Source organism: Enterobacter asburiae (genome assembly GCF_001521715.1).
In the GTDB taxonomy this organism is placed as follows: domain Bacteria; phylum Pseudomonadota; class Gammaproteobacteria; order Enterobacterales; family Enterobacteriaceae; genus Enterobacter; species Enterobacter asburiae.
This window is the reverse complement of the sequence record NZ_CP011863.1, coordinates 3,440,203-3,463,305: the sequence shown is the minus strand read 5'-3', so window position 1 is coordinate 3,463,305 and position 23,103 is coordinate 3,440,203. Positions and strand designations below refer to the sequence as shown.

The 23,103-nt window shown below is 57.3% G+C and carries 19 protein-coding genes, 1 tRNA gene and 2 pseudogenes; 8 read left to right on the top strand and 14 right to left on the bottom strand.

What is annotated here, in order from left to right; all coding sequences use genetic code 11:
• Positions 1-41 precede the first annotated feature (41 nt).
• Positions 42-284: pseudogene (locus tag ACJ69_RS16725) on the top strand (IS5/IS1182 family transposase); the annotation flags it as partial.
• Complete coding sequence (locus tag ACJ69_RS25920; RefSeq protein WP_081051444.1) at positions 266-487, top strand: hypothetical protein; 222 nt, start codon at positions 266-268, stop codon at positions 485-487. The pseudogene ACJ69_RS16725 and the gene ACJ69_RS25920, both read left to right, overlap by 19 nt.
• Here ACJ69_RS25920 and ACJ69_RS24385 read toward each other — a convergent pair.
• Both ACJ69_RS24385 and ACJ69_RS16720 read right to left on the bottom strand, forming a co-directional pair.
• A pseudogene (locus tag ACJ69_RS24385) lies at positions 394-615 on the bottom strand (Arm DNA-binding domain-containing protein); the annotation flags it as partial. The gene ACJ69_RS25920 and the pseudogene ACJ69_RS24385 sit on opposite strands and share 94 nt — an antisense overlap.
• A gap of 163 nt (positions 616-778) precedes the next feature.
• A tRNA-Sec gene (locus tag ACJ69_RS16720) sits at positions 779-873 on the bottom strand.
• Between the two features lie 288 nt (positions 874-1,161).
• Between ACJ69_RS16720 and ACJ69_RS16715 the strand changes: the two genes are divergently transcribed.
• Both ACJ69_RS16715 and yicI read left to right on the top strand, forming a co-directional pair.
• Entirely contained in the window at positions 1,162-2,553 is a 1,392-nt protein-coding gene (locus ACJ69_RS16715) for a glycoside-pentoside-hexuronide family transporter (protein WP_059310318.1), read from the top strand.
• 12 nt (positions 2,554-2,565) lie between these two features.
• Positions 2,566-4,884, top strand: coding sequence for an alpha-xylosidase (yicI, locus tag ACJ69_RS16710; RefSeq protein ID WP_059347354.1), 2,319 nt, complete (start codon positions 2,566-2,568; stop codon positions 4,882-4,884).
• 60 nt (positions 4,885-4,944) lie between these two features.
• On the opposite strand, the gene ACJ69_RS16705 is transcribed toward yicI, so the two are convergent.
• Positions 4,945-6,648: an AsmA family protein gene (locus ACJ69_RS16705; RefSeq protein ID WP_059347353.1), complete on the bottom strand. Its 1,704-nt coding sequence runs from the start codon at positions 6,646-6,648 to the stop codon at positions 4,945-4,947.
• A gap of 119 nt (positions 6,649-6,767) precedes the next feature.
• A complete protein-coding gene (xanP, locus tag ACJ69_RS16700; RefSeq protein WP_054829885.1) occupies positions 6,768-8,159 on the bottom strand; it encodes a xanthine/proton symporter XanP in 1,392 nt (463 codons plus the stop codon).
• Positions 8,160-8,384: 225 nt separating this feature from the next.
• Between xanP and gltS the strand changes: the two genes are divergently transcribed.
• The gene (gene gltS, locus ACJ69_RS16695) at positions 8,385-9,587 is read left to right on the top strand and encodes a sodium/glutamate symporter (RefSeq protein WP_029740798.1); all 1,203 of its coding nucleotides are present in this window, start codon (positions 8,385-8,387) and stop codon (positions 9,585-9,587) included.
• Between the two features lie 2 nt (positions 9,588-9,589).
• Here gltS and recG read toward each other — a convergent pair whose 3' ends face one another.
• From recG to gmk, 5 genes are read right to left on the bottom strand one after another with little or no spacing between them, the layout of a single operon-like run.
• Positions 9,590-11,671 (bottom strand): ATP-dependent DNA helicase RecG, encoded by a 2,082-nt coding sequence (recG, locus tag ACJ69_RS16690; RefSeq protein WP_023309881.1) that lies wholly within the window; start codon positions 11,669-11,671, stop codon positions 9,590-9,592.
• A 3-nt stretch (positions 11,672-11,674) separates the two neighbouring features.
• Positions 11,675-12,364 (bottom strand): tRNA (guanosine(18)-2'-O)-methyltransferase TrmH, encoded by a 690-nt coding sequence (gene trmH, locus ACJ69_RS16685; RefSeq protein WP_059347352.1) that lies wholly within the window; start codon positions 12,362-12,364, stop codon positions 11,675-11,677.
• A gap of 4 nt (positions 12,365-12,368) precedes the next feature.
• On the bottom strand, positions 12,369-14,483 hold the full coding sequence (gene spoT, locus ACJ69_RS16680; RefSeq protein WP_023309883.1) for a bifunctional GTP diphosphokinase/guanosine-3',5'-bis pyrophosphate 3'-pyrophosphohydrolase: 2,115 nt from the start codon (positions 14,481-14,483) through the stop codon (positions 12,369-12,371).
• A gap of 19 nt (positions 14,484-14,502) precedes the next feature.
• A complete protein-coding gene (gene rpoZ, locus ACJ69_RS16675; protein ID WP_000135058.1) occupies positions 14,503-14,778 on the bottom strand; it encodes a DNA-directed RNA polymerase subunit omega in 276 nt (91 codons plus the stop codon).
• A 54-nt stretch (positions 14,779-14,832) separates the two neighbouring features.
• A complete protein-coding gene (gmk, locus tag ACJ69_RS16670; RefSeq protein ID WP_010426438.1) occupies positions 14,833-15,456 on the bottom strand; it encodes a guanylate kinase in 624 nt (207 codons plus the stop codon).
• Positions 15,457-15,707: 251 nt separating this feature from the next.
• On the opposite strand from gmk, the gene ligB reads away from it, so the two are divergent.
• The gene (gene ligB / locus ACJ69_RS16665) at positions 15,708-17,378 is read left to right on the top strand and encodes an NAD-dependent DNA ligase LigB (protein WP_059347351.1); all 1,671 of its coding nucleotides are present in this window, start codon (positions 15,708-15,710) and stop codon (positions 17,376-17,378) included.
• 2 nt (positions 17,379-17,380) lie between these two features.
• On the opposite strand, the gene ACJ69_RS16660 is transcribed toward ligB, so the two are convergent.
• Positions 17,381-17,998, bottom strand: coding sequence for a trimeric intracellular cation channel family protein (locus ACJ69_RS16660; protein WP_023334014.1), 618 nt, complete (start codon positions 17,996-17,998; stop codon positions 17,381-17,383).
• Between the two features lie 205 nt (positions 17,999-18,203).
• Positions 18,204-19,067: a YicC/YloC family endoribonuclease gene (locus ACJ69_RS16655; RefSeq protein WP_023309886.1), complete on the bottom strand. Its 864-nt coding sequence runs from the start codon at positions 19,065-19,067 to the stop codon at positions 18,204-18,206.
• Between the two features lie 125 nt (positions 19,068-19,192).
• On the opposite strand from ACJ69_RS16655, the gene rph reads away from it, so the two are divergent.
• Both rph and pyrE read left to right on the top strand, forming a co-directional pair.
• Positions 19,193-19,909 (top strand): ribonuclease PH, encoded by a 717-nt coding sequence (gene rph / locus ACJ69_RS16650; RefSeq protein WP_010426431.1) that lies wholly within the window; start codon positions 19,193-19,195, stop codon positions 19,907-19,909.
• A gap of 67 nt (positions 19,910-19,976) precedes the next feature.
• Entirely contained in the window at positions 19,977-20,618 is a 642-nt protein-coding gene (gene pyrE / locus ACJ69_RS16645) for an orotate phosphoribosyltransferase (protein ID WP_010426430.1), read from the top strand.
• A gap of 40 nt (positions 20,619-20,658) precedes the next feature.
• On the opposite strand, the gene slmA is transcribed toward pyrE, so the two are convergent.
• From slmA to coaBC, 3 genes are all read right to left on the bottom strand, one after another.
• Positions 20,659-21,255, bottom strand: a complete 597-nt coding sequence (gene slmA / locus ACJ69_RS16640) for a nucleoid occlusion factor SlmA (protein ID WP_010426428.1) — start codon at positions 21,253-21,255, stop codon at positions 20,659-20,661.
• Positions 21,256-21,375: 120 nt separating this feature from the next.
• The gene (gene dut / locus ACJ69_RS16635; protein WP_054829884.1) at positions 21,376-21,834 is read right to left on the bottom strand and encodes a dUTP diphosphatase; all 459 of its coding nucleotides are present in this window, start codon (positions 21,832-21,834) and stop codon (positions 21,376-21,378) included.
• Complete coding sequence (coaBC, locus tag ACJ69_RS16630) at positions 21,812-23,023, bottom strand: bifunctional phosphopantothenoylcysteine decarboxylase/phosphopantothenate--cysteine ligase CoaBC (protein WP_153251394.1); 1,212 nt, start codon at positions 23,021-23,023, stop codon at positions 21,812-21,814. Before coaBC ends, dut begins: the two co-directional genes overlap by 23 nt.
• Between the last annotated feature and the right edge of the window lie 80 nt (positions 23,024-23,103).

Below are 23,103 nucleotides of genomic sequence, written 5' to 3'. Positions count from 1 at the left end.
ACAAACATGATCTCATATCAGGGACTTGTTCGCACCTTCCCAAGGTAAAAACCTTGAAGCAGCATCCGCGCAAGAACAAAACGGCCATCAACATCGAATACATGAAAGCCAGCATCCGTGCCAGGGTGGAGCACCCGTTTCGCATCATCAAGCGGCAGTTCGGCTTCGTGAAAGCCAGATACAAGGGGCTGCTGAAAAACGATAACCAACTGGCGATGTTATTCACCCTGGCCAACCTGTTTCGGGTGGACCAAATGATACGTCAGTGGGAGAGATCTCAGTAAAAACCGGAAATAACGCCAGAAATGGTGGAAAAAATAGCCTAAATAGGCTGATTCGATGTGTTTGCGGGAAAAAAATCGGCCCAGATCCGCGAAATTTTAATCAGCGAGTCAGCTTGGGAAGAAATGACCTGCTTATTCGCACCTTCCCTAAGGAGACTTCAGGATATACACCAAAGGCCAGGCGTTTTTCTTTACCAGCGTAACGGTACTTCAAACGCCAGTAACGTGAGCCGCTGGTCGCTACCTCAAGGTAGAGACCACCGCCATCAGATAACTTGTAGGGCTTTTCTTTCGGTTTAGCAGTATCAACTTGACGGGCTGTTAGCTTCATTGGGGGCACCTCAAAATGGGGGCATCTTTTATGCCCCCCATAATGCCCCCAAAATGTACTTGATTCTGGTAGACATGAGTTGACCTCAGGAGAACATAACTGATTGCAATTGCAGGTAGTATAAGGGATTTATTGACTGTGGGGGAATTCAGGGGAGGCTAATTGGCGGAAGATCACAGGAGTCGAACCTGCCCGGGAACGCTGGCGTCCCCAACTGGATTTGAAGTCCAGCCACCTCACCGGAGATGACGATCTTCCGCGCCTCGATTGCTACATGGAGGCGGGGCGCATTATAGCTACTTTCAGGCATTTACCACATACCCAGACACACTTTTTTCACCTCTCTTTTGACCTGTACACCCCTGTTTCAGTTAATTCCTAAGAAAATCCTCATGTTAGCCCCTCGGGTTCCCAACATTTACCGCGATCACAAAAAACAAGAAACGTAATCTGCTAACCAGAAAACGCAATACCCGCTCCTGAAACAATGGTTTAAAACTCTGTAACCGGTCTCAGCGCCTCCTACAGCGTGAAGGATAAAAAAAGATGAGCGAAGTATTGTCAGTGAAAGAGAAGATTGGCTACGGCATGGGAGACGCCGCCAGCCACATCATTTTTGATAACGTCATGTTGTACATGATGTTTTTCTATACCGACATTTTCGGCATTCCCGCCGGGTTTGTCGGCACCATGTTCCTGCTGGCGCGCGCGCTGGATGCGATCTCCGACCCGTGCATGGGGCTGATTGCCGACCGCACCCGCAGCCGCTGGGGCAAGTTCCGTCCGTGGATTTTGTTTGGTGCCATCCCGTTCGGCATCGTCTGCGTGCTGGCCTACACCACGCCGGACCTCAGCCTCAACGGCAAAATGGTTTACGCTGCTGTTACCTACACCCTGCTGACCCTGCTCTATACCGTGGTCAACATTCCCTACTGCGCGCTGGGCGGCGTGATCACCAACGACCCGACGCAGCGTATCTCCCTACAGTCCTGGCGCTTTGTGCTGGCGACGGCGGGCGGCATGCTCTCCACGGTACTGATGATGCCGCTGGTGAATCTGATTGGCGGCGACGATAAGGCGTTCGGCTTCCAGGGCGGGATTGCCGTGCTGTCGGTAGTCGCGTTCCTGATGCTGGCGTTCTGCTTCTTTACCACCAAAGAGCGCATCCAGGTGCCGCCGAGCACCACCTCCATGCGGGAAGACCTGCGCGACATCTGGCACAACGACCAGTGGCGCATCGTCGGCGTGCTCACCATCCTCAACATCCTCGCCGTCTGCGTGCGCGGCGGGGCGATGATGTACTACTGCACCTGGATCATGGGCTCGCCGGAGGTGTTCGTCGCGTTCCTCACCACCTACTGCGTCGGCAACCTGATCGGCTCCGCGCTGGCGAAACCGCTCACCGACTGGAAGTGCAAGGTCAGCATCTTCTGGTGGACCAACGCCGCGCTGGCGGTGGTCAGCGTGGCGATGTTCTTCGTCCCGATGCACGCCACGGTGCTGATGTTCGCCTTTATCTTCGTCATCGGCGTGCTGCACCAGCTGGTGACGCCGATTCAGTGGGTGATGATGTCCGATACCGTCGACTACGGCGAATGGACCAACGGTAAGCGCCTGACCGGCATCAGCTTTGCGGGCACGCTGTTCGTGCTGAAGCTCGGCCTGGCGCTGGGCGGGGCAATGATCGGCTGGATGCTGGCAGGCGGCGGCTACGACGCGGCAGCCAAAACTCAGAACAGTGCGACCATCAGCATCATCATCGGCCTGTTTACCCTGGCCCCGGCGGTCTGCTACGTGCTGAGCGCCATTATCGCCAAACGCTACTACACGCTGAAAACCCCCTTCCTGACCAAAATCCTGGGCGAGCTGGCGCAGGGCGCGCGCCGCAATCAGCAGGAATTTGAAAACCTGCCGGTCAGCAAAGAATTACAGAACTAAGAGGACGAGAGCATGAAAATCAGTGATGGAAACTGGCTTATTCAACCGGGCCTGAACGTGACGTATCCGGTGCAGGTGTTCGACGTGGAGCAGCAGGGCAATGACCTGGTGGTGTTTGTTGCGCCGCGCGACGTGCGCGAACGCACCTGGCAGCTCGACACGTTGATGTTCACGGTGCGCCTGTTTTCCCCGCAGGAAGGGATTGTCGGGGTGCGCATCGAGCACTTCCAGGGCGCGCTGAATAACGGCCCGCACTATCCGCTGAACGTTCTGAAAGACGTGAAGGTTGAGATTGAAAACAACGCCGGGTTTGCTGAGCTGAAAAGCGGCAGCGTCAGCGTGCGCGTCACCAAAGGCGAGTTCTGGGCGCTGGATTTCCTGCGCAACGGCCAGCGCATTACCGGCAGCCAGCTGAAAAACAACGGCTACGTGCAGGACAGCAATGCCGACCGCAATTACGTGTTCGAACGTCTGGATCTGGGCGTGGGGGAAACGGTCTACGGCCTGGGCGAGCGCTTCACCGCGCTGGTGCGCAACGGGCAGACGGTCGAAACCTGGAACCGCGACGGCGGCACCAGCACCGAGCAGTCCTACAAAAATATCCCGTTCTACCTGACCAACCGCGGCTACGGCGTGCTGGTGAATCATCCGGAAAACGTCTCGTTTGAAGTCGGCTCCGAGAAGGTCTCCAAAGTGCAGTTCAGCGTGGAAGGGGAATATCTCGAGTACTTCGTGATCGACGGCCCGACGCCGAAAGAGGTGCTGAACCGCTATACGCGGTTCACCGGGCGTCCGGCGCTGCCGCCTGCGTGGTCGTTCGGCCTGTGGCTCACCACCTCGTTCACCACCAACTACGACGAAGCGACGGTAAACAGCTTTATCGACGGCATGGCCGAGCGCGACCTGCCGCTGCACGTGTTCCACTTCGACTGCTTCTGGATGAAGGCCTTCCAGTGGTGCGATTTCGAGTGGGACCCGGTGACCTTCCCGGATCCGGAAGGGATGATCCGCCGCCTGAAGGAGAAAGGGCTGAAGGTCTGCGTGTGGATTAACCCATACATTGGCCAGAAATCCCCGATATTCCGGGAGCTGAAAGAGAAGGGATACCTGCTTAAGCGCCCGGACGGCTCCCTGTGGCAGTGGGACAAATGGCAGCCGGGGCTGGCGATCTATGACTTCACCAACCCGGACGCGTGCCGGTGGTATGCCGACAGGCTGAAAGGCCTGGTGGAGATCGGCGTCGACTGCTTCAAGACCGATTTCGGCGAGCGTATCCCGACGGACGTGCAGTGGTTCGACGGTTCCGATCCGCAGAAGATGCACAACCACTACGCCTACATCTATAACGAGCTGGTGTGGAACGTGCTGAAAGAGACGGTGGGGGAGGAAGAGGCGGTGCTGTTTGCCCGTTCGGCGTCCGTGGGTGCACAGCAGTTCCCGGTGCACTGGGGCGGCGACTGCTACGCCAACTATGAATCGATGGCCGAAAGCCTGCGCGGCGGGCTGTCGATTGGCCTGTCCGGCTTCGGGTTCTGGAGCCATGATATCGGCGGGTTCGAAAACACCGCTCCGGCGCACGTCTATAAACGCTGGTGCGCGTTCGGGCTGTTCTCCAGCCACAGCCGCCTGCACGGCAGTAAATCCTACCGCGTGCCGTGGGCGTACGATGACGAGTCCTGCGACGTGGTGCGCCACTTCACCCAGCTGAAGTGTCAGCTGATGCCGTATCTGTATCGCCAGGCGGCGCTGGCGCGCGAGTTCGGCACGCCGATGCTGCGGGCGATGATGCTGGAGTTCCCGAACGATCCGGCGTGCGATTACCTCGACCGCCAGTACATGCTGGGGGATTCGGTAATGGTCGCGCCGGTGTTCTCCGAGGTGGGCGACGTGCAGTTCTATCTGCCGGAAGGCCGCTGGACGCACCTGTGGCACAACGACGAAATTCAGGGCAGCCGCTGGCATAAGCAGCAGCACGATTTCATGAGCCTGCCGGTCTACGTGCGCGATAACACCCTGCTGGCGCTGGGTAACAATAACCAGAAGCCGGACTACGCGTGGAATGAGGGGACGGCCTTCCAGCTGTTTAACCTGGACGATGGCGCAACGGCGGTGAGCGAAGTGCCTGCGGCGGACGGTTCAGTGGCGTTTACGCTGAAGGCGTCACGTCGGGGCGACATCGTGACCTTTACCGGCGCGGGAGACGCACAAAACTGGTCGGTGTGCTTGCGCAACGTGCAGAAGGTGAGCGGCGTGAAGGGTGGTTCACACGCGGGCAGCGAGTGGGGTGTGGTAGTGAAAGCGGAGGGGAATGAGGTGGTGGTTCACTTTTAATTCCCCTCACCCTAACCCTCTCCCCAAAGGGGCGAGGGAAGGGTTTGCTCCCTCTCCCTTTCAGGGAGAGGGCTGGGGTGAGGGTGCGGTCGATACCACACCGCCCGTCAACGTCTGCTGAACCTGCTGTTTATCCATATTCACCGCGTTCAGCTTGCCGTTCACCGTTGGCTTCAGCGAGGCACTTGCCTGCACGCTACCGCTGGCGGTGAGCTGAATATTGCCGTCGCCCGTAATCGGCAATGCAGGCCAGCCCCACTGCTGCAGTACGTTGAGCGGCACGCCGCGCCCGTTCAGGCTCACCGTGGTCTGCCGCTGCGGCAGCTGCGAAACCGTCGCCGTTGCTTCCAGAATACCTTTCTCGGTAAAGGCGCTCAGGTCGGTAATGTTCACCGTGGCGGCGTTGGCATTCAGCGCCAGCGACGGACGACGCACGTCCACGCGGTTAAAGGTCGCCGCCGCACCGTTCAGGGTTGCGCTGCCGCCCCAGATGCCCCACTGGCGATCTTTCACCAGCTGCAGGTTTGCGCCATAGCCGTCCAGAGAGGTGATCTGCCACGGGAAGGCGGGATCGATGTCGATCACCAGGTTGCGGCTCAGGCCGAATTTTTGCAGCGTGACGCTGTTAAGCCATTCCGGCAGAGGCTCCATCCACAGCGTTTTCCAGTTCTGCGGCAGGGTGTACTCCAGCCCGGCGATGGCAACATCGTCCAGCACCAGCGCTTTACCGTCGCGCAGCCAGTTACCGGACGTGCGCACCATGCCGCCTTCCCAGCGGGAGGTGAACTGACGCAGCGCCATGCCCTGCGGGGAAAACTCCGCATTCAGGATCGGGTCGAAAAGATGCAGCGAGCCGTAGATAAACTCGCTGGCGTTCATGGACAGACGGCCTTCCTGGCTCTGCCAGTCGCCTTTGCTGAGAGTCAGGTTGCGCAGGCTTAAATCGAGATCGGTCACCGCCCAGTCCGGGCCCTGAAGCCGGGCGTCGGTCACGTCCAGACGACCAATCTGCAGAGAGGGAATAGTGGCCAGCGGCGCGAAGAACGCCATCAGCGTTTTATCGCTCTGCAGGCGAATTTCATTCAGGCGCATCGTGTCGATAATCCAGCTCCCGTCGGCGTTGCGCAGGGCGGAGCCGGTAAGCGAGCCACGGGCCATGTCGGCGCCAATCGTTTTTAGCACCACTTCCTTACCGTTAAGCTGGCCCTCGATCAGCACGTTGGTGGCCGGTACGCCGTTCAGGGTCAGCGAGCCTGCGCTCATCTGGATCTGCGCGTTGTTCCCCAGCACGTTGCCCGCTTCCGGCTGCCACGGGCTGACGCCGCCTGTGACCTTCTGCGCGCTCAGGTCCCATTCGGTATTAGGGCTGTTAAACGCCATATTGTTCAGCTGCAGGCGATCCGCCTGGAAAGGCAGCGGTGCCGTCTGGGGGGAGAGATTCAGCGTGCCGTCGAACAGGGTGATGGTGTCCATATGCAGCGGATCGGTTATCTGGCGGCTGCTCAGGCCAATATCGACTTTTTTGGCTACCAGCGTGGCGGGTTTACCGTCCCGGCCGAAGGTGACGTTTTCCAGAATGATGTGGGAAGGCGACGAAAAGCGGTGATTCATCTTGTCGAAACTGAGTTCGTAGTCGGTATTCACCGTCACCCAACTGCTGACTTGAGACGCGCCCCAGCGGGTCTGGAGCAGAATGTAGAGCGCCAGCAGCACAATGAGCAGGGCTACCAGAAGATAGATGAGGAGCTTTCCAATAAATTTCATGGTCTTCCATCCCGCAAAACGCACATAAGGGAGTTATGCACGATTTATGCGCAATCCTCAAGGCGGGAATGGTGTAATTAGATGTCACGGCAGGCATTTATTGCCTGCCGTGAGAGAAATCAATTTTTCTCAGGTGGGAAAACGAGGTTCAGAACGATAGCGGTGATACCGCCCGCGGCAATGCCGGAAGAGAGCAGGTTTTTCACCCAGTCAGGCGCAAACTGCAGGATCAGCGGCTGCTGGGAAACGCCCAGACCGACGGCCAGCGACAGCGCGATAATCATGATCGCGCGGCGGTTCAGCGGCTCGCGGGAGACGATACGCACGCCGGAGGCCGCGATAGTCCCGAACATGACCAGGGTTGCGCCGCCCAGCACCGGCTCAGGAATGTGCTGCACAAAGCCGCTTACCGCCGGGAACAGGCCGAGGACGATCAGCATCAGCGCCACCACAAAACCGACGTAGCGGCTGGCAACGCCGGTCAGCTGGATCACGCCGTTGTTCTGGCCAAAGCAGGAGTTCGGGAAGGTGTTGAATACCGCAGAGACAAACGAGTTCAAACCGTTCGCCAGCACGCCGCCTTTCAGGCGCTTCATGTACAGCGGGCCGGACACCGGCTGCTCGGAGACGTCGGAGGTGGCGGTGATATCACCGATAGTCTCCAGAGAGGTGATCATAAAGACCAGCATCAGCGGCAGCAGCAGGCCCCAGTCAATGCCCAGTCCGTAGTACAGCGGCGTGGGAACGACGATCAGCGCGCTGTTGGTCGGCGCGGTGTTCTCCGGCAGCATGCCCAGCGCCCACGCCAGCAGGTAGCCCACCGCCATGGCGATCACCAGCGAGGCGACGCGCAGGTAAGGGTTACGCTGACGGTTAAGCAGAATAATGATCGCCAGCACGACACCCGCCAGCAGCAGGTTCTTCGGCGCGCCGAAGGTATGGTCGCTCATTGCGGCATAGCCGCCGCCGATGGAGGTGAGGCCCACCTGGATCAGCGACAGGCCGATAATCATCACGACGACGCCGGAAACCAGCGGGGTGATGACGCGGCGAGCCAGATGCAGAACGCGGGAGATGACCATCTCCGTGCAGCTGGCCAGCATCAGGGTGCCGAACAGCGCCGCCATCATGGTCGGAACATCCGCACCGCCGGTCTTCAGCGCCGTACCGCCCATGATCAGCGGTGCCACGAAGTTAAAGCTGGTGCCCTGAATCGACAATAAACCTGACCCCACCGGACCCCACGCTTTAATTTGAATAATCGAGGCCACGCCGGAGGCGAAGAGAGACATGCTGATAATGTGCTGCGTGTCCTGCGCCGGTAAGCCGAGCGCCTGGCAAATCAGCAGCGCCGGGGTGATCACCGCAACAAACATCGCCAGAAGATGCTGGCAGGCGGCGAAAAGCGTTTGCGGTAGCGGCGGGCGGTCCTCAAGGCGGTAAATCAGTTCGCTATTTTGCTTCTGCGCAATCGGTTGCGCATCGGGCGACTCTATGGTGTTAACGGACATCGGCGGCAATCCCACGGTGGAAAAGCGGGCATTTTATCTGACCACCTGGTAAAAGCAAACGATTGCCAGCAAAAAAAGGGAAGAAAATCTGCTGCTGTGAGCAGGTTTTCTACAACGCGTCGGGAAAAAAAATTACACTTTTTGCGCCGGGGGCTCATGAAGAGCGCAACCCGGCCCAGGATAACGCCGCGTGTGTATGGAACACGCGCATAACAGGAGCCTTTTATGATTCATCTCGATACGTTGTCGACCCTTGTTGCCGCAACGCTGGTTCTTCTGCTTGGTCGCAAGCTGGTACACAGTGTTTCCTTTCTGAAAAAGTACACCATTCCTGAACCTGTCGCCGGCGGTCTGCTGGTGGCGCTGGCCCTGCTGATACTGAAAAAAAGCATGGGCTGGGAAATCGATTTTGATATGTCCCTGAAAGACCCGCTGATGCTGGCCTTCTTTGCCACTATCGGCCTGAACGCCAACCTGGCAAGCCTGCGCTCGGGCGGTAAGGTGCTGGGCGTCTTTCTGATTGTGGTGGTGGGGCTGCTGCTAATGCAAAACGCCATCGGCATCGGGATGGCGACGCTGCTGGGGCTGGATCCGCTGATGGGGCTGCTGGCGGGGTCGATTACTCTTTCGGGCGGTCACGGAACCGGGGCCGCGTGGAGCAAGCTGTTCATCGAGCGCTACGGGTTTGAAAACGCGACGGAAGTGGCGATGGCCTGTGCGACCTTTGGCCTGGTTCTGGGTGGTCTGATTGGCGGCCCGGTGGCGCGGTATCTGGTGAAGCACTCCACCACGCCAAACGGCAGGCCGGATGATGAGCTGGTGCCGACCGCTTTCGAAAAGCCGGACGTTGGCCGCAGCATCACCTCGCTGGTGCTGATTGAAACTATCGCGACGATCGCCATCTGTCTGACCGTGGGCAAAGTGGTTGCGCAATGGCTTGCGGGTTCCGCGTTTGAACTGCCGACGTTTGTCTGCGTACTGTTTATCGGGGTGATCCTGAGCAACGGTCTGGCGCTGATGGGCTTCTATCGCGTGTTTGAACGGGCGGTATCGGTGCTCGGCAACGTCTGCCTGTCGCTGTTCCTGGCGATGGCGCTGATGAGCCTTAAGCTGTGGGAGCTGGCCTCGCTGGCGCTGCCGATGGTGGCGATTCTGGCGGTACAGGCGCTGTTTATGGCGCTGTACGCCATGTTCGTGACCTGGCGCATGATGGGCAAAAACTACGATGCGGCGGTGCTGGCGGCGGGTCACTGCGGGTTTGGTCTGGGGGCCACTCCAACGGCTATCGCCAATATGCAGGCGATCACAGAACGGTTCGGGCCATCGCACATGGCGTTTCTGGTGGTCCCGATGGTTGGCGCCTTCTTCATTGATATCGTCAACGCGCTGGTGATCAAGCTGTACCTGATGCTGCCGATGTTTGCCTGAAATCAGGCGTTGGAGTAGCGCTCGGTTTCCGGCATCCAGCGCTCAATTAACGCTGCCGCCTGTTCGGGGTAGCGTTCATGAATATGGCGGGCGAGGCGCTGAACCTCGGGGATCATAGCCTGATCGCGCAGCAAATCCGCCACTTTGAATTCCGCGTTACCCGTCTGACGCGTGCCCAGCAGTTCGCCCGGGCCGCGGATCTCCAGGTCTTTTTGCGCAATCACAAAACCGTCGTTGCTGTCACGCAGCACCTGCAGACGCATCTGGGCGGTTTTGGAAAGAGGCGCTTTGTAGAGCAGTACGCAGTGGGACGCAACCGCGCCACGGCCGACGCGCCCGCGCAGCTGGTGGAGCTGGGCAAGGCCGAGACGCTCCGGGTTTTCGATGATCATCAGGCTGGAATTGGGGACGTCCACGCCGACTTCGATCACCGTGGTGGCGATCAGCAGATGCAAATCACCCTGTTTGAACGACTGCATCACCGCCTGTTTTTCGGCGGGCTTCATGCGTCCGTGAACCAGACCCACGTTCAGCTCCGGCAGCGCCAGCTTAAGCTCTTCCCACGTTGCTTCGGCAGCCTGTGCTTCCAGCAGTTCAGACTCTTCAATCAGCGTACAGACCCAGTAGGCCTGACGCCCTTCCTGGGTGCAGGCGTTGCGCACGCGGTCGATGATATCGCTGCGGCGCGTGTCAGGAATCGCGACCGTTGTGACCGGCGTACGGCCCGGCGGCAGCTCATCGATGGTGGAGGTATCCAGATCGGCGTAGGCGGTCATCGCCAGGGTGCGTGGGATCGGCGTGGCGGTCATGATCAGCTGATGCGGGTGGAAACCCTGCTGCAGGCCTTTCTCCCATAATGCCAGACGCTGATGTACGCCGAAGCGGTGCTGCTCGTCGATTATCACCAGCGCAAGACCGTTAAACTGCACCTGCTCCTGGAAGATGGCGTGCGTGCCGACAATCATCTGCACCTGCCCGCTGGCAATAGCTTCCTGTTGTGCAAGGCGCGCTTTGCCTTTTTGCTTCCCGGCAAGCCAGCCCACTTCAATCCCCAGCGGCGCAAACCAGGCGCGGAAATTATTGGCGTGCTGCTCGGCCAGCAGCTCGGTCGGCGCCATCAGCGCCACCTGCTTACCGTGGGCGATCGCGCGCAGGGCGGCCAGGGCGGCAACCAGCGTTTTACCGGACCCGACGTCGCCCTGCACCAGGCGCATCATCGGCACGTCGAGCGCCATATCGCGTTCAATCTCGGCGGTGACGCGCGCCTGCGCGCCGGTGGGTTTAAACGGCAGAGAGGCCAGCAGCTTATCTTTGAGCTCATCACGCGGGCTTAAGGGTTGGGCGTGGAAACGCTGCGCGCCCGCACGAAGTGCCAGCATGCTCAGGTTATGGGCCAGTAATTCCTCAAGGATAAGACGCTGTTGGGCGGGGTGTTTGCCGCTTTCTAAATCGCTGAGCTGCAGCGTTGGCGGCGGGCGGTGCAGGGTGCGCAGCGCCTCGGGCAGGCTCATCATGCCCTGCGCCAGCTCGGGCGGCAGCAGCTCGGTAATGGCGCAGGTATCCAGCAGCTCCAGCGCCTGATCGGTGAGCTTACGCAGCGTCGCCTGCTTGATGCCTTCGGTTGTCGGGTAAACCGGGGTGAGCGTCTCCTGCATTTCCGGCGTGCTGAGATCGCCCTGCACGCGGTACTCCGGGTGGATCATCTCTGCGCCGTACTTCCCGCGTTTGGCTTCGCCATAGGCCAGCACCCTGCGGCCCGTCGCCAGGCTGTTTTTCATCGCCGCGCTGAAGTTGAAAAAACGCATGGTGAGAATGCCGGTGCCGTCGCTGATCTGGCAGGTCATCATTCGGCGTCCGCCGAAGGTGATATTGCAGTTCAGGACTTCGCCTTCAACGGTGGCGTAAATGGCGGGAAGGAGATCGCCAATCTTGTAGAGCTGGGTGCGGTCTTCGTAACGCAGGGGGAGGTGAAGCAGGAGATCCTGAACGGTGTGCAGGCCAATTTTTGCCAGCTTATTGCTTTGCGCCGCGCCCACGCCCGTCAGGCTGTTAAGCGGGATGGCATCCAGCAGGCGGCCTTTCATCGCTTACCCGGCGTACTGCATGGTGGCCCACCACTCGGCATCGGCTTCAATTTCGCCCTGCGCGTTGACGTGGGGGTAAGGCAATTTTTTCTGCTTCGCAACGCGAGCCAGCACCGGATAACCACCTTCAAACAGCAGGCGCTGCTGTTCCTCTTCCGGCAGCATGCTGTTGCTGCGCTCGTACATCCCGGCATTCTGACGCTGGCGCTGCGCTTCATACAGAATGAGCGCGGACGCCACGGAGACGTTGAGAGACTGGACCATGCCGATCATCGGAATGATGATGTCCCGATCCGCCAGATCCAGCGCTTCCTGGGTGATCCCGGTTTTCTCCTGACCCATCAAAATGCAGGTCGGGCGGGTGTAGTCGATCTCGCGGAAATCTACGGCTTTAGCGGACAGGTTAGTGGCGAGGATCTGCATCCCGCGCCCTTTCAGGTGCGATACGGCTTCGCAAATGGTGTGATGATTTTTGACAGACACCCAGCTGTTGCTGCCTGCCGCCGCCGAGACCGTATTGCGCATACGGCCGTCCGGCCAGACGGCGTGCACTTCATGCACACCGACGGCATCTGCAGTACGAACGATAGCAGAGACGTTATGAGGCTTATGCACCTGCTCCATGCAGACCGTCAGGTCAGGCTGACGCCTGGCGAGCATTTCGCAGATACGTGCATAACGTTGTGAATTCATAAACCTAGTTTCGGTTTCGGGTGACTTTAATCACGTCCGGCATGACGCGGATCTTGCGCATAATATTCGCCAGATGCACGCGGTCGCGGGCGGTCAGACGAATAAAGGCGCTGTACACGCGGCCGTCTTTTTCTTCCGTATTCAGGCTCTGAATGTTGGAAGAAGCCGTGTTGATCGCTGCCGTCAGGTTCGCCAGGGCACCCTGGTGGTTGAACATATCCACTTTAATTTCGGTGATAAATTCCTGTGCGGTCTCTTTATCCCACTCGACCGCCATAAATTTCTCGGCTTCTTTCTGGTAGCCGCGAATGTTACGACAGGACTCGTGGTGGATAACCAGCCCTTTGCCCGGGCTGACGTGCGCAATAATCGGGTCGCCAGGAATTGGACGACAGCATTTTGCGAAGGTGATCAGCACGCCATCCGCGCCTTTAATCGGCAGATGTCCGTGGCTTTGCGTGGTTGCAGGCACCGCTGTCGTGTCGCCTTGCTGCAGGTTCTTCGCCACCACCACGCTCATGGCATTGCCGAGGCCAATCTCTGCCAGCAGGTCGTCAAGCGACGCGAGCTTCATGCGCTCCAGCTCGCGCTGGACGTTCTCCTGCGGAATTTCAGCCAGCTTACGGCTGCCGCCCAACGCGTGGTTGAGCAGACGACGCCCCAGGCTGACGGAATCATCACGCTTGAGGTTTTTCAGCAGCTGGCGAATTTTGGCGCGTGCTTTGGAGCTCACGACAAAGTTCAGCCAGGCCGCGTTCGGACGTGCGCCCGGCGCGGTAATAATTTCTACCGTCTGGCCGCTGGAGAGCGGCTGAGAGAGCGGATAAGGCTGTCTGTCGACACGCGCGCCGACGCAGGCATGTCCGATATCGGTATGCACGGCGTAAGCGAAGTCGACAGGCGTTGCGCCCGCAGGCAGTTCGACAATGCGACCTTCTGGGGTGAAAACGTAAATCTCATCCGGGAAGAGATCGGATTTAACGCTCTCGATAAATTCAAACGAGCTACCCGCACTCTGCTGAAGCTCCAGCAGGCTCTGCATCCAGCGCTGGGCACGGATTTGTGCGGTCGTGCTGCTTTCGCCACCGTGCTCTTTATATGCCCAGTGTGCGGCAACACCCATCTCTGCCATCTGGTCCATGTCTTCGGTGCGAATTTGCACCTCAACAGGCACGCCGTGTGGCCCGATCATCGAGGTGTGCAAAGATTGATAGCCGTTCGCTTTTGGAATGGCGATGTAATCTTTCATGCGGCCCGGACGCGGTTTGTAGAGGCTGTGCATCTGCCCAAGCACGCGATAGCAGGTGTCCGAGTCGTGGACAATCACGCGGAAAGCGTAGATATCCATGATCGAGTGAAAACGCTGCTCCTTGAGCACCATTTTGCAGTAGATGGAGTACAAATGTTTTTCGCGACCGCTGACGCGGCACGGAATTCCCGCTTCCTGTAAGCGCCCTTCAATTTCCGAGAGGATTTTTTGAATCATCTCTTTACGATTACCGCGTGCGGCTTTCACCACCTCTTTAATCACGCGATAGCGGTTCGGGTACAACGCTTCAAAACCCAGCTCTTCCAGCTCGGTTTTAATGTGGTGAATACCTAAACGGTGCGCCAGCGGACTGTAGATTTCGAGGGTTTCACGGGCAATGCGGCGACGTTTATCCGGGCGAAGTGAGCCCAGCGTGCGCATATTGTGGGTACGGTCAGCGAGTTTGATGAGAATGACGCGGATATCCTGCACCATCGCCATAATCATCTTGCGGAAGTTTTCGGCTTGCGCCTCTTTCTTGTCGCGGAAATTCAGCTTATCAAGCTTAGAGACCCCTTCCACCAGTTCGGCAACGCTTTTGCCAAACAGCTGTTCCATGTCCTGATAGGTGGCAGGGGTATCTTCGATCACGTCATGCAGCAGAGCGGCCATCAGCGTTTCGTAGTCGAGTTTCATCTCGGCCAGAATACAGGCCACCGCTACCGGGTGCGTGATATAGGGTTCGCCGCTTGAACGTGTCTGGCCCTCGTGAGCGTCACGTGCAACGAGATACGCCTGCTGAAGACGCTTAATCTGGTCTTCAGGCAGGTAGGTTTGAATCAGTTGATTCAGGCTTTCAAACAGATACAAGGGCGACCCGCAGGTTTAATTAACGACGACCTTCAGCAATAGCGGTTACGGCCTGCAGTTCTGCGGCTTCCTGCTCTTGCTGCTCCTGGCGCTCACGCACGTCGAGGATCTGGTTGTTGATCAGACCTTCTTCGATTTCGCGAAGTGCAATAACGGTGGTTTTATCGTTTTCTTCCGGTACCAGCGGATCTTTACCGCCTACCTGCATCTGACGAGCGCGACGCGCGGCGACCAGCACCAGGTCAAAACGGTTACCAATTTTCTCTACAGCGTCCTGAACAGTTACGCGTGCCATACTTAAAATGCTCCACAGGTGAAGAAATGACTGGGCATGATACTGAAAGTGGGTTCAGTCTGCCAACAGTTTGGTGATTAATGCGTCATGTCGCTGCTTCTGGCGGCTCATACGCAGACGTTCTGCACGAAGAATGGTTTTGAGATCGCTCAATGCGGCATCAAAATCATCATTCACAATAAGGTAATCATATTCCGCGTAATGGCTCATTTCTGCAACAGCCTGTTCCATACGCTTTGCGATCACTTCTTCGCTGTCCTGACCGCGGCCACGCAGGCGGCGATCCAGCTCATCTTTCGATGGCGGTAAAATAAAGATACTGCGCGAGTCAGGCATTTTCTTGCGAATTTGCTGTGCGCCCTGCCAGTCGATATCCAGGAACACATTCACGCCCGTGGCCAGAACCTGCTCAATGGTTTCACGCGAGGTACCGTAGTAATTACCGAATACTTCAGCGTGTTCAAGAAACGCGTCTCTGCCGATCATCGCTCTGAATTCGTCGTGATCCACAAAGAAATAGTGTTCACCGTGCACTTCACCCGGACGCGGCGCTCGCGTGGTGTGAGAAACAGAAACCTGTGTGTCGTACAACGGTTGGGTTTTTAACAGTGCCTGAATAAGGCTGGATTTACCCGCGCCACTAGGGGCAGAAACAATATAAAGCGTGCCTTGAGCCATGAGAGTCTTTTGTATGTGTTAACGAAGAAGTCCTACATACGGGCTTATTATACACGTCACTGCCGTGTGACGTAGCCTTTGTCACACTTTTTCCCCTGGATTATTGAATTTTGCGTGCCGTTTTCAGGTTTTATCTGTGGTTTTCAGCAACCAAAAGAAACACCGGATAGCGTCTCGCATTGTGAAACGTTGCTGTTAGCGTTGTTTCAGGCATCCGGGTATACCTCCTGCAATGCAAAGGAGGGGTAGCGATGTGGCGATGGATAAGCGGGTTAATGCTGTTGTGGTGTGGCTATGGCGCGGCGGTGTGTCCGGTGTGGTCGCAGGCAAAAGCAGAGAAAGAGATGGCGTCGTTAAGCGCGCAAATCAAACGCTGGGATGAGGCCTACTGGAAGCAGGGCATAAGCGAGATCAACGACGAGGTTTACGACCAGCTTCACGGGCGGTTAACGCAGTGGCAGCGCTGTTTTGGCAGTGAGCCTTCAGAAGAGAAACTCCCGGCGCTGACGGGAAGCGTAAAACATCCTGTTGCCCACACGGGCGTGCATAAAGTGGCCAGCAAAGAGGAGTTGAGACAGTGGATGCGTGTCCGACAGCATCTGTGGCTGCAGCCCAAAGTTGACGGTGTTGCGGTAACGCTGGTCTATCGCAACGGAAAGTTAACTCAGGCTATTAGTCGCGGTGATGGCCTTAAAGGGGAAGACTGGACCGGGAAGGTACGGTTAATCCCGTCAGTTCCGCAAAAGCTCACCGGCGCGCTGGCGAATAGCGTCTTGCAGGGCGAGCTTTACTGGTTATGCGACAACCATATTCAGAGTCAGTTGGGCGGAATGAACGCTCGCGCAAAGATGGCGGGGGCGATGATGCGGCAAAAGGATAACGCGCTATTGAGCAAGATCGGCGTATTCATCTGGGCCTGGCCGGACGGACCGAAAGATATGCGTACCTCCTTAGCTGAACTGTCTCAGGCCGGTTTTCCGCTGTCGGCACGGTACACGCTACCCGCCGAATCTGTCGATGCCGTCCAGAAACAGCGCACGGCCTGGCACGTGACCGCATTACCCTTTGCCACGGATGGCATTGTGGTGCGTTCGGAGGATGAACCCGCGGGCGAAGAGTGGTTACCGGGAGAAGGCAGCTGGGTTGTCGCGTGGAAATATCCTCCCGCAGCCCAGGTCGCAGAGGTGAGAGACATTCATTTTTCCGTAGGGAGAACGGGTAAAATTTCCGTTGTCGCAGCGCTGGAACCTGTGCAACTGGATGATAAACAGGTGCAGCGGGTGAGTCTGGGCTCGGTTGGGCGCTGGCAGAATCTGGATATTGCTCCAGGGGATCAGATACAGATCAGCCTGGCCGGGCAGGGTATTCCCCGGTTTGATAAGGTGCTCTGGCGCGGGACTGACAGACATAAACCAGAGCCTCCGGCCTCGCGCTATCATGCTCTTAGCTGTTTCTATGCTTCGCCGGAGTGTATGGAGCAGTTCTTTGCCCGGCTGACCTGGCTCAGCTCAAAGCAGGTATTTGATATTGAAGGAGTAGGCGAGTCAGGCTGGCGGACCCTCTGGCAGGCGCATCGTTTTGAACATCTCTTTTCATGGCTGTTATTAACGCAGGCGCAGCTGCAGGCTACACCGGGGTTTTCCTCAGCACGCGGGCTGGCGCTCTGGCATCGATTTAATCTGGTGCGTGAGAAGCCGTTTATCCGCTGGCTCATGGCAATGGGTGTGCCATTGACCCAGGCTTCGCTGAAGGCGATGGGAGACATATCGTGGCAGAAGATGAGCGGGCGCAACGCAAAGGACTGGCAGAGCCTGCCGGGAACGGGAGAGGAGAAAGCGCGACAAATCGTTAACTGGATTCACGCGCCTCAGGTTGATGTGCTGGCGAAATGGCTCGCTGAACAGCACATCAACGGGTTCTGAAGCTAGTGGGCGCTGTGTTTGTAATGAAAAACGGGCAGCCCGAGCTTCAGACGCAGCGCCAGCATGCGGGCCGTAAAGCCAAACAGCAGCGTCGAGATGACCACCACGTCATGGTTCGAAACGTAATGCTGCAGCGCGATATAAAGCACCGCTGCCGCAAAGGAGATGCCGGCATACAGCTCTTTTTGAAAGACCAGGGGGATGCGTTTGCAGAACATATCGCGCAGCACACCGCCGAATACGCCTGTGACCACGGCGGCGATGGTGGCGATAACCGGTCCTTCCCCCATATCGAGCGCGATTTGCGCGCCGATGATCGAAAAGACAATCAGCCCCAGCGCATCAAGCACCAGGAACAGGCGGCGAAGATGGGGCATAACGGGCGCCACTATGGTGGTTAACACGGCGGCCGTCGCAACGATAATCACGTACTCAGGGTGTTTAACCCAGCCGAGCGGGTAATGACCAAGCAGAATATCGCGAACGGAACCGCCGCCCAGTGCGGTCGCCGTAGCAATAATGATCACGCCGAAGGTGTCCATACGGCGACGTCCGGCGGCAAGCGCGCCGGTCATGGCTTCTGCGGTGATGCCAATGAGATAAAGGATGTGAAGCAGCATATACTCTCCGGTGTGAACGCGGGGGAGGTTAGCGATTTGTGCGCAAGATCACGATTGAGATTTTCTAAGGCGAGTCAGTTTGCCCTATAAATTTTTATCAAGTTCTATAGAGAAAGCTTGATGAAAAGCGGTAAACCGACAAAATGGACGTTAAGATGGATTAGAAATAGTAATGGGTGGTGCTGTCGACACCACCCGAAAGGCATTACTCGATATTCTGGATCTGCTCGCGCATCTGCTCAATCAGCACTTTCAGCTCAATCGCTGAATTCGTCACTTCTGCATTGATCGACTTAGACGCCAGGGTGTTCGACTCGCGGTTGAACTCCTGCATCATAAAGTCCAGACGGCGGCCCACAGCTTCTTTCTTCTTCAGAATGTTGTAGGTTTCTTTAACGTGCGCTTCCAGACGGTCCAGCTCTTCAGCGACATCAATACGCTGCGCCATCAGCACCAGCTCTTGTTCCAGACGGGTGTTTTCCAGCTGAACTTCCGCTTCTTCCAGTTTGGCGACAAGACGCTCGCGCTGCCATTGCAATACTTCTGGCATATGGGTGCGGACTTTGGCAACTTCGGTGCTCACGCCTTCAAGGCGCTGCTCAATCATCGCTTTCAGCGCCTGACCTTCGGTTTCGCGGGCAACGATAAAGTCGTCCAGCGTGCCGTCGAGGGCTGCCAGGATTTCAGCGGCAATAGCATCCAGATCCTGCTCACCAGCCGCCATGACGCCAGGCCAGCGCAGAATATCAACCGGGTTGATTTCGCCTTCATCGCTCTGCATTTTGACCCAGTTCGCCGCATTCACGAGCTGTTTCGCCAGTTTTTCGTTGAGGATGAGTTCGCCCTGTGCGCTGGCATCGGGCTCAAAGCGCAGGTTACATTCCACTTTTCCGCGCGTCAGACGTGTACGGATACGTTCACGTACGACAGGCTCAAGGCTGCGGAACTGCTCCGGCATACGGAAATACGTTTCCAGGTAACGCTGGTTTACCGAGCGCATTTCCCATGTGGCGCTACCCCAGCTACCCTTGATTTCGCGCCGGGCGTAGGCGGTCATACTGCGGATCATAGACATTCCCGTTTTTAAAGGAGAGATGGGGGGATTATAGCTTTCGGGGGCTTCTCAGGATAGGAATAAGCGTCCTTTATCCGTATAATGCGCAGCCACATTCGTTTCAAGCCGGAGAATCCATCATGCGTCCATCAGGTCGTAGCGCCAATCAGGTGCGTCCCGTCACCCTGACCCGTAACTATACAAAACACGCTGAAGGCTCCGTGCTGGTTGAGTTTGGTGACACTAAAGTGCTGTGCACCGCCTCCATCGAAGAAGGCGTTCCGCGCTTCCTGAAAGGTCAGGGCCAGGGCTGGATCACCGCAGAATACGGCATGCTGCCGCGTGCGACCCATACCCGTAATGCCCGTGAAGCGGCAAAGGGCAAGCAGGGCGGGCGTACCATGGAAATCCAGCGTCTGATCGCGCGTGCGCTGCGCGCCGCCGTTGACCTGAAAATCCTCGGCGAATTCACCATCACTCTCGATTGCGACGTCATTCAGGCAGACGGTGGTACACGTACCGCGTCCATTACCGGTGCCTGCGTAGCGCTGGCCGATGCCCTGAACAAGCTGGTTGCGGCCGGTAAGCTGAAAACCAACCCAATGAAAGGCATGGTTGCGGCGGTTTCTGTCGGTATCGTTAACGGCGAAGCGCTTTGCGATCTGGAATACGTTGAAGATTCCGCAGCCGAAACCGACATGAACGTAGTGATGACCGAAGACGGTCGCATCATTGAGGTGCAGGGCACGGCGGAAGGTGAGCCGTTCACCCACGAAGAACTTCTCTCCCTGCTGGCGTTGGCCCGAGGGGGAATCGAATCCATTGTAACGACGCAGAAAGCGGCGTTAGAAAATTGATTTTAAAGGCGACCAATGAGTCGCCTTTTTTTTGCCTGTAAGACAGAAAAACCAAAGGAGCAAATCCATGAAATCGTATCAGCGCCAGTTTATTGAGTTTGCGCTTAACAAGCAGGTACTTAAGTTTGGCGAATTTACGCTGAAATCCGGGCGTAAGAGTCCCTATTTCTTCAACGCCGGGCTGTTTAATACCGGGCGCGATCTGGCACTGTTAGGCCGTTTCTATGCCGAAGCGCTGGTGGATTCCGGGATTGATTTTGACCTGCTGTTTGGCCCGGCCTATAAAGGCATTCCGATTGCGACCACTACCGCGGTTGCGCTGGCGGAACACCATGACCGCGACGTGCCGTACTGCTTTAACCGCAAAGAGGCCAAAACCCACGGTGAAGGCGGGAATCTGGTCGGCAGCGCGCTGCAGGGCCGCGTCATGCTGGTCGATGACGTGATCACCGCGGGTACGGCGATCCGTGAATCGATGGAGATTATTCAGGCCAACGGTGCGACGCTTGCTGGCGTGCTGATTTCTCTGGATCGTCAGGAGCGTGGGCGCGGGGAAATTTCCGCTATTCAGGAAGTCGAACGCGATTACAGCTGCAAAGTGACGTCGATTATTACCCTGAAAGACCTGATTGCGTATCTGGAAGAGAAGCCTGAGATGGCGGACCATCTGGCGGCGGTACGTGCGTACCGGGAAGAGTTCGGGGTGTAATTAAATTGCCCGGTGGCGCGACGCTTACCGGGCTTACGAATTACTGCAACTGAGCAGCCACTAACGGCCAGCGGGCGTCAAAATCGTCCGTTGGACGGTATTTGAATTCGCTACGCACAAAGCGGGAGAGCATCCCTTCACAAAACGCCAGGATCTGGCTTGCCAGGAGCGTCTCATCGATGGTGTAACCTTCGCCTTCACGCATTTTCTTTTCGCGCAGTACCTGGCGCAGCTGCGCTTCAATACGCTCAAAAAGCTGGTTAATGCGGCCCTGCAGTCTGTCCTGCTCAAACATCAGCGCGTGGCCGGTAAGGATACGGGTTAAGCCCGGATTGCGTTCACCGAAGCCCAGGATTAACAGCACAATCAGACGCAGACGTGCGGTGGTGTCTTTTTCGTCTTTCAGAATCAGGTTGATGCGCGTGATCAGGCTGTCTTCAATAAACTCGATCAGGCTGTCGAACATCCGGGTCTTGCTCGGGAAATGACGGTACAGCGCCGCCTCAGACACGCCTACAGAGGCGGCCAGTTTAGCGGTGGTGATGCGTTGACTGCCATCGCTGGATTCAAGCATCAGAGCCAGAGATTGAAGTATTTCTTCGCGACGATTCCTTTTCGCGGTTTGTTTTTCTGCCATGTTACAAAATACCCCTGAAAATAAGCACTTGCCAGGCTGGCATCCACACAGCGACCGCAAACTGGCGTTTGCGGTTTGTTATTGCATTATGACGCTGTGAGATACGTGTCTTTCGGGCCGTTATTTGCGCCCGGAATGGCCGAAGCCGCCTTCGCCACGGTCGGTGGCGTCAAAGTCTGCCACCAGGTTAAATTCTGCCTGTACCACCGGTACAAAGACCAACTGGGCGATACGCTCGCCCGGTTCAATGGTGAAGCTGTCCTGACCGCGGTTCCAGACGGAGACCATCAGCTGACCCTGGTAGTCGGAGTCGATCAGGCCCACCAGGTTACCCAGCACAACGCCGTGCTTATGGCCCAGACCAGAACGCGGCAGGATCACGGCTGCCAGCGACGGGTCAGCAATGTGAATCGCCAGGCCAGTTGGAACCAGGGTAGTGGCACCCGGAGCCAGTTCTACGGCGTCATCGAGACAGGCGCGCAGGTCAAGACCGGCAGAGCCGGAGGTGGCATAGGTTGGCAGCGGGAATTGCTCGCCAACACGCGGGTCCAGAATCTTAACGTCGATTTTTTTCATCATAACGGGTAACGATCTCGTCCAGTAATTGTTGGCCCAGGAGTTCCTTGCGCTCAAGCGGTAAGACTTTATCTCCATCCTGCCAGAAAAGGTGCAGTGCGTTGCTGTCGCTGTTAAATCCTTGTGTGGCCAGCGATACGTCGTTCGCGCAAATCAAATCGAGGTTTTTGCGGGTACGTTTTTGCCGGGCATATTCTTCCACATTATTCGTTTCTGCGGCAAACCCAACAACGTATGGACGATGGCTTTTTAGTGCGGCGACGCCGGCAACAATGTCCGGGTTTTTCACCATTTTTAGTGTTAATTCATCGCCTTGCTTTTTAATTTTAGCCTCGGCGATCGTCTCGGCACGATAGTCTGCAACGGCCGCACAGCCGATAAAAATCTGCTGGCTTTGCGCATGTGCCTGCACGGCGGCTTCCATCTCCTGCGCGGTAGTCACGTTAATTCGCTTCACAAATGCAGGGGTAGGTAGCGATACCGGGCCGCTCACCAGCGTGACGTGCGCGCCACGCCTTGCGGCGGCGGCGGCAATCGCGAAGCCCATTTTGCCGGAGCTGTGGTTGGTGATGTAGCGCACCGGATCCAGCGGCTCGCGCGTGGGGCCCGCGGTAATCATGATGTTGAGATGTTGCAGATCGTTGACAGGCGAAAAATGGGCTGCGGCCATATCAACAATCGTCAGCGGGTCAAGCATGCGACCCGGGCCAACGTCGCCGCAGGCCTGGCTGCCGCTGTCCGGACCCCAGATAAGCAGGCCGCGTGAGGCCAGCGTCTCCAGATTATGCTGGGTGGCCGCGTTACGGTACATCTGCTGGTTCATGGCAGGAACGACGGCAACAGGCGCAGGCGTGGCCAGACAAATGGTAGAGACCAGGTCGTTTGCCATACCGGCCGCCACCCGAGCGATTAAATCAGCCGTGGCGGGGGCGAGGATAACCAGGTCTGCCCATTTACCCAGCTCAATATGGCCCATCGCGGCTTCGGCAGCCGGATCGAGCAGGCTGTCAGATACCGGGTATCCTGAAACGGCCTGCAGGCTCAGGGGAGTGATAAAGGCTTTACCGCCTTCGGTTATCGCGACCCGCACGTCAGCTCCGCGCTCGCGCAGACGACGCACCAGCTCCGGCGCTTTATAAGCAGCAATGCCACCGCTCACGCCAAGAACGATTTTTTTACCGGCCAGGCTCATCATGATTCTTTCCTGTTGGGTTTCACCAGAGAGCGGGCATTTTATCACAATCCCCAAAGCGGAGTGATTTTGTACTTCGT

What these genes read in the sequence shown, in the direction of transcription:
- trmH (WP_059347352.1), bottom strand. Translation starts at nt 12,364, where the DNA reads ATGAATTCACAACGTTATGCACGTATCTGCGAAATGCTCGCCAGGCGT.
- dut (WP_054829884.1), bottom strand. Translation starts at nt 21,834, where the DNA reads ATGATGAAAAAAATCGACGTTAAGATTCTGGACCCGCGTGTTGGCGAG.
- ACJ69_RS16655 (WP_023309886.1), bottom strand. Translation starts at nt 19,067, where the DNA reads ATGATCCGCAGTATGACCGCCTACGCCCGGCGCGAAATCAAGGGTAGC.
- ligB (WP_059347351.1), top strand. Translation starts at nt 15,708, where the DNA reads ATGTGGCGATGGATAAGCGGGTTAATGCTGTTGTGGTGTGGCTATGGC.
- gltS (WP_029740798.1), top strand. Translation starts at nt 8,385, where the DNA reads ATGATTCATCTCGATACGTTGTCGACCCTTGTTGCCGCAACGCTGGTT.
- slmA (WP_010426428.1), bottom strand. Translation starts at nt 21,255, where the DNA reads ATGGCAGAAAAACAAACCGCGAAAAGGAATCGTCGCGAAGAAATACTT.
- ACJ69_RS16660 (WP_023334014.1), bottom strand. Translation starts at nt 17,998, where the DNA reads ATGCTGCTTCACATCCTTTATCTCATTGGCATCACCGCAGAAGCCATG.
- yicI (WP_059347354.1), top strand. Translation starts at nt 2,566, where the DNA reads ATGAAAATCAGTGATGGAAACTGGCTTATTCAACCGGGCCTGAACGTG.
- recG (WP_023309881.1), bottom strand. Translation starts at nt 11,671, where the DNA reads ATGAAAGGCCGCCTGCTGGATGCCATCCCGCTTAACAGCCTGACGGGC.
- rpoZ (WP_000135058.1), bottom strand. Translation starts at nt 14,778, where the DNA reads ATGGCACGCGTAACTGTTCAGGACGCTGTAGAGAAAATTGGTAACCGT.
- pyrE (WP_010426430.1), top strand. Translation starts at nt 19,977, where the DNA reads ATGAAATCGTATCAGCGCCAGTTTATTGAGTTTGCGCTTAACAAGCAG.
- ACJ69_RS16715 (WP_059310318.1), top strand. Translation starts at nt 1,162, where the DNA reads ATGAGCGAAGTATTGTCAGTGAAAGAGAAGATTGGCTACGGCATGGGA.
- ACJ69_RS16705 (WP_059347353.1), bottom strand. Translation starts at nt 6,648, where the DNA reads ATGAAATTTATTGGAAAGCTCCTCATCTATCTTCTGGTAGCCCTGCTC.
- xanP (WP_054829885.1), bottom strand. Translation starts at nt 8,159, where the DNA reads ATGTCCGTTAACACCATAGAGTCGCCCGATGCGCAACCGATTGCGCAG.
- rph (WP_010426431.1), top strand. Translation starts at nt 19,193, where the DNA reads ATGCGTCCATCAGGTCGTAGCGCCAATCAGGTGCGTCCCGTCACCCTG.
- coaBC (WP_153251394.1), bottom strand. Translation starts at nt 23,023, where the DNA reads ATGAGCCTGGCCGGTAAAAAAATCGTTCTTGGCGTGAGCGGTGGCATT.
- gmk (WP_010426438.1), bottom strand. Translation starts at nt 15,456, where the DNA reads ATGGCTCAAGGCACGCTTTATATTGTTTCTGCCCCTAGTGGCGCGGGT.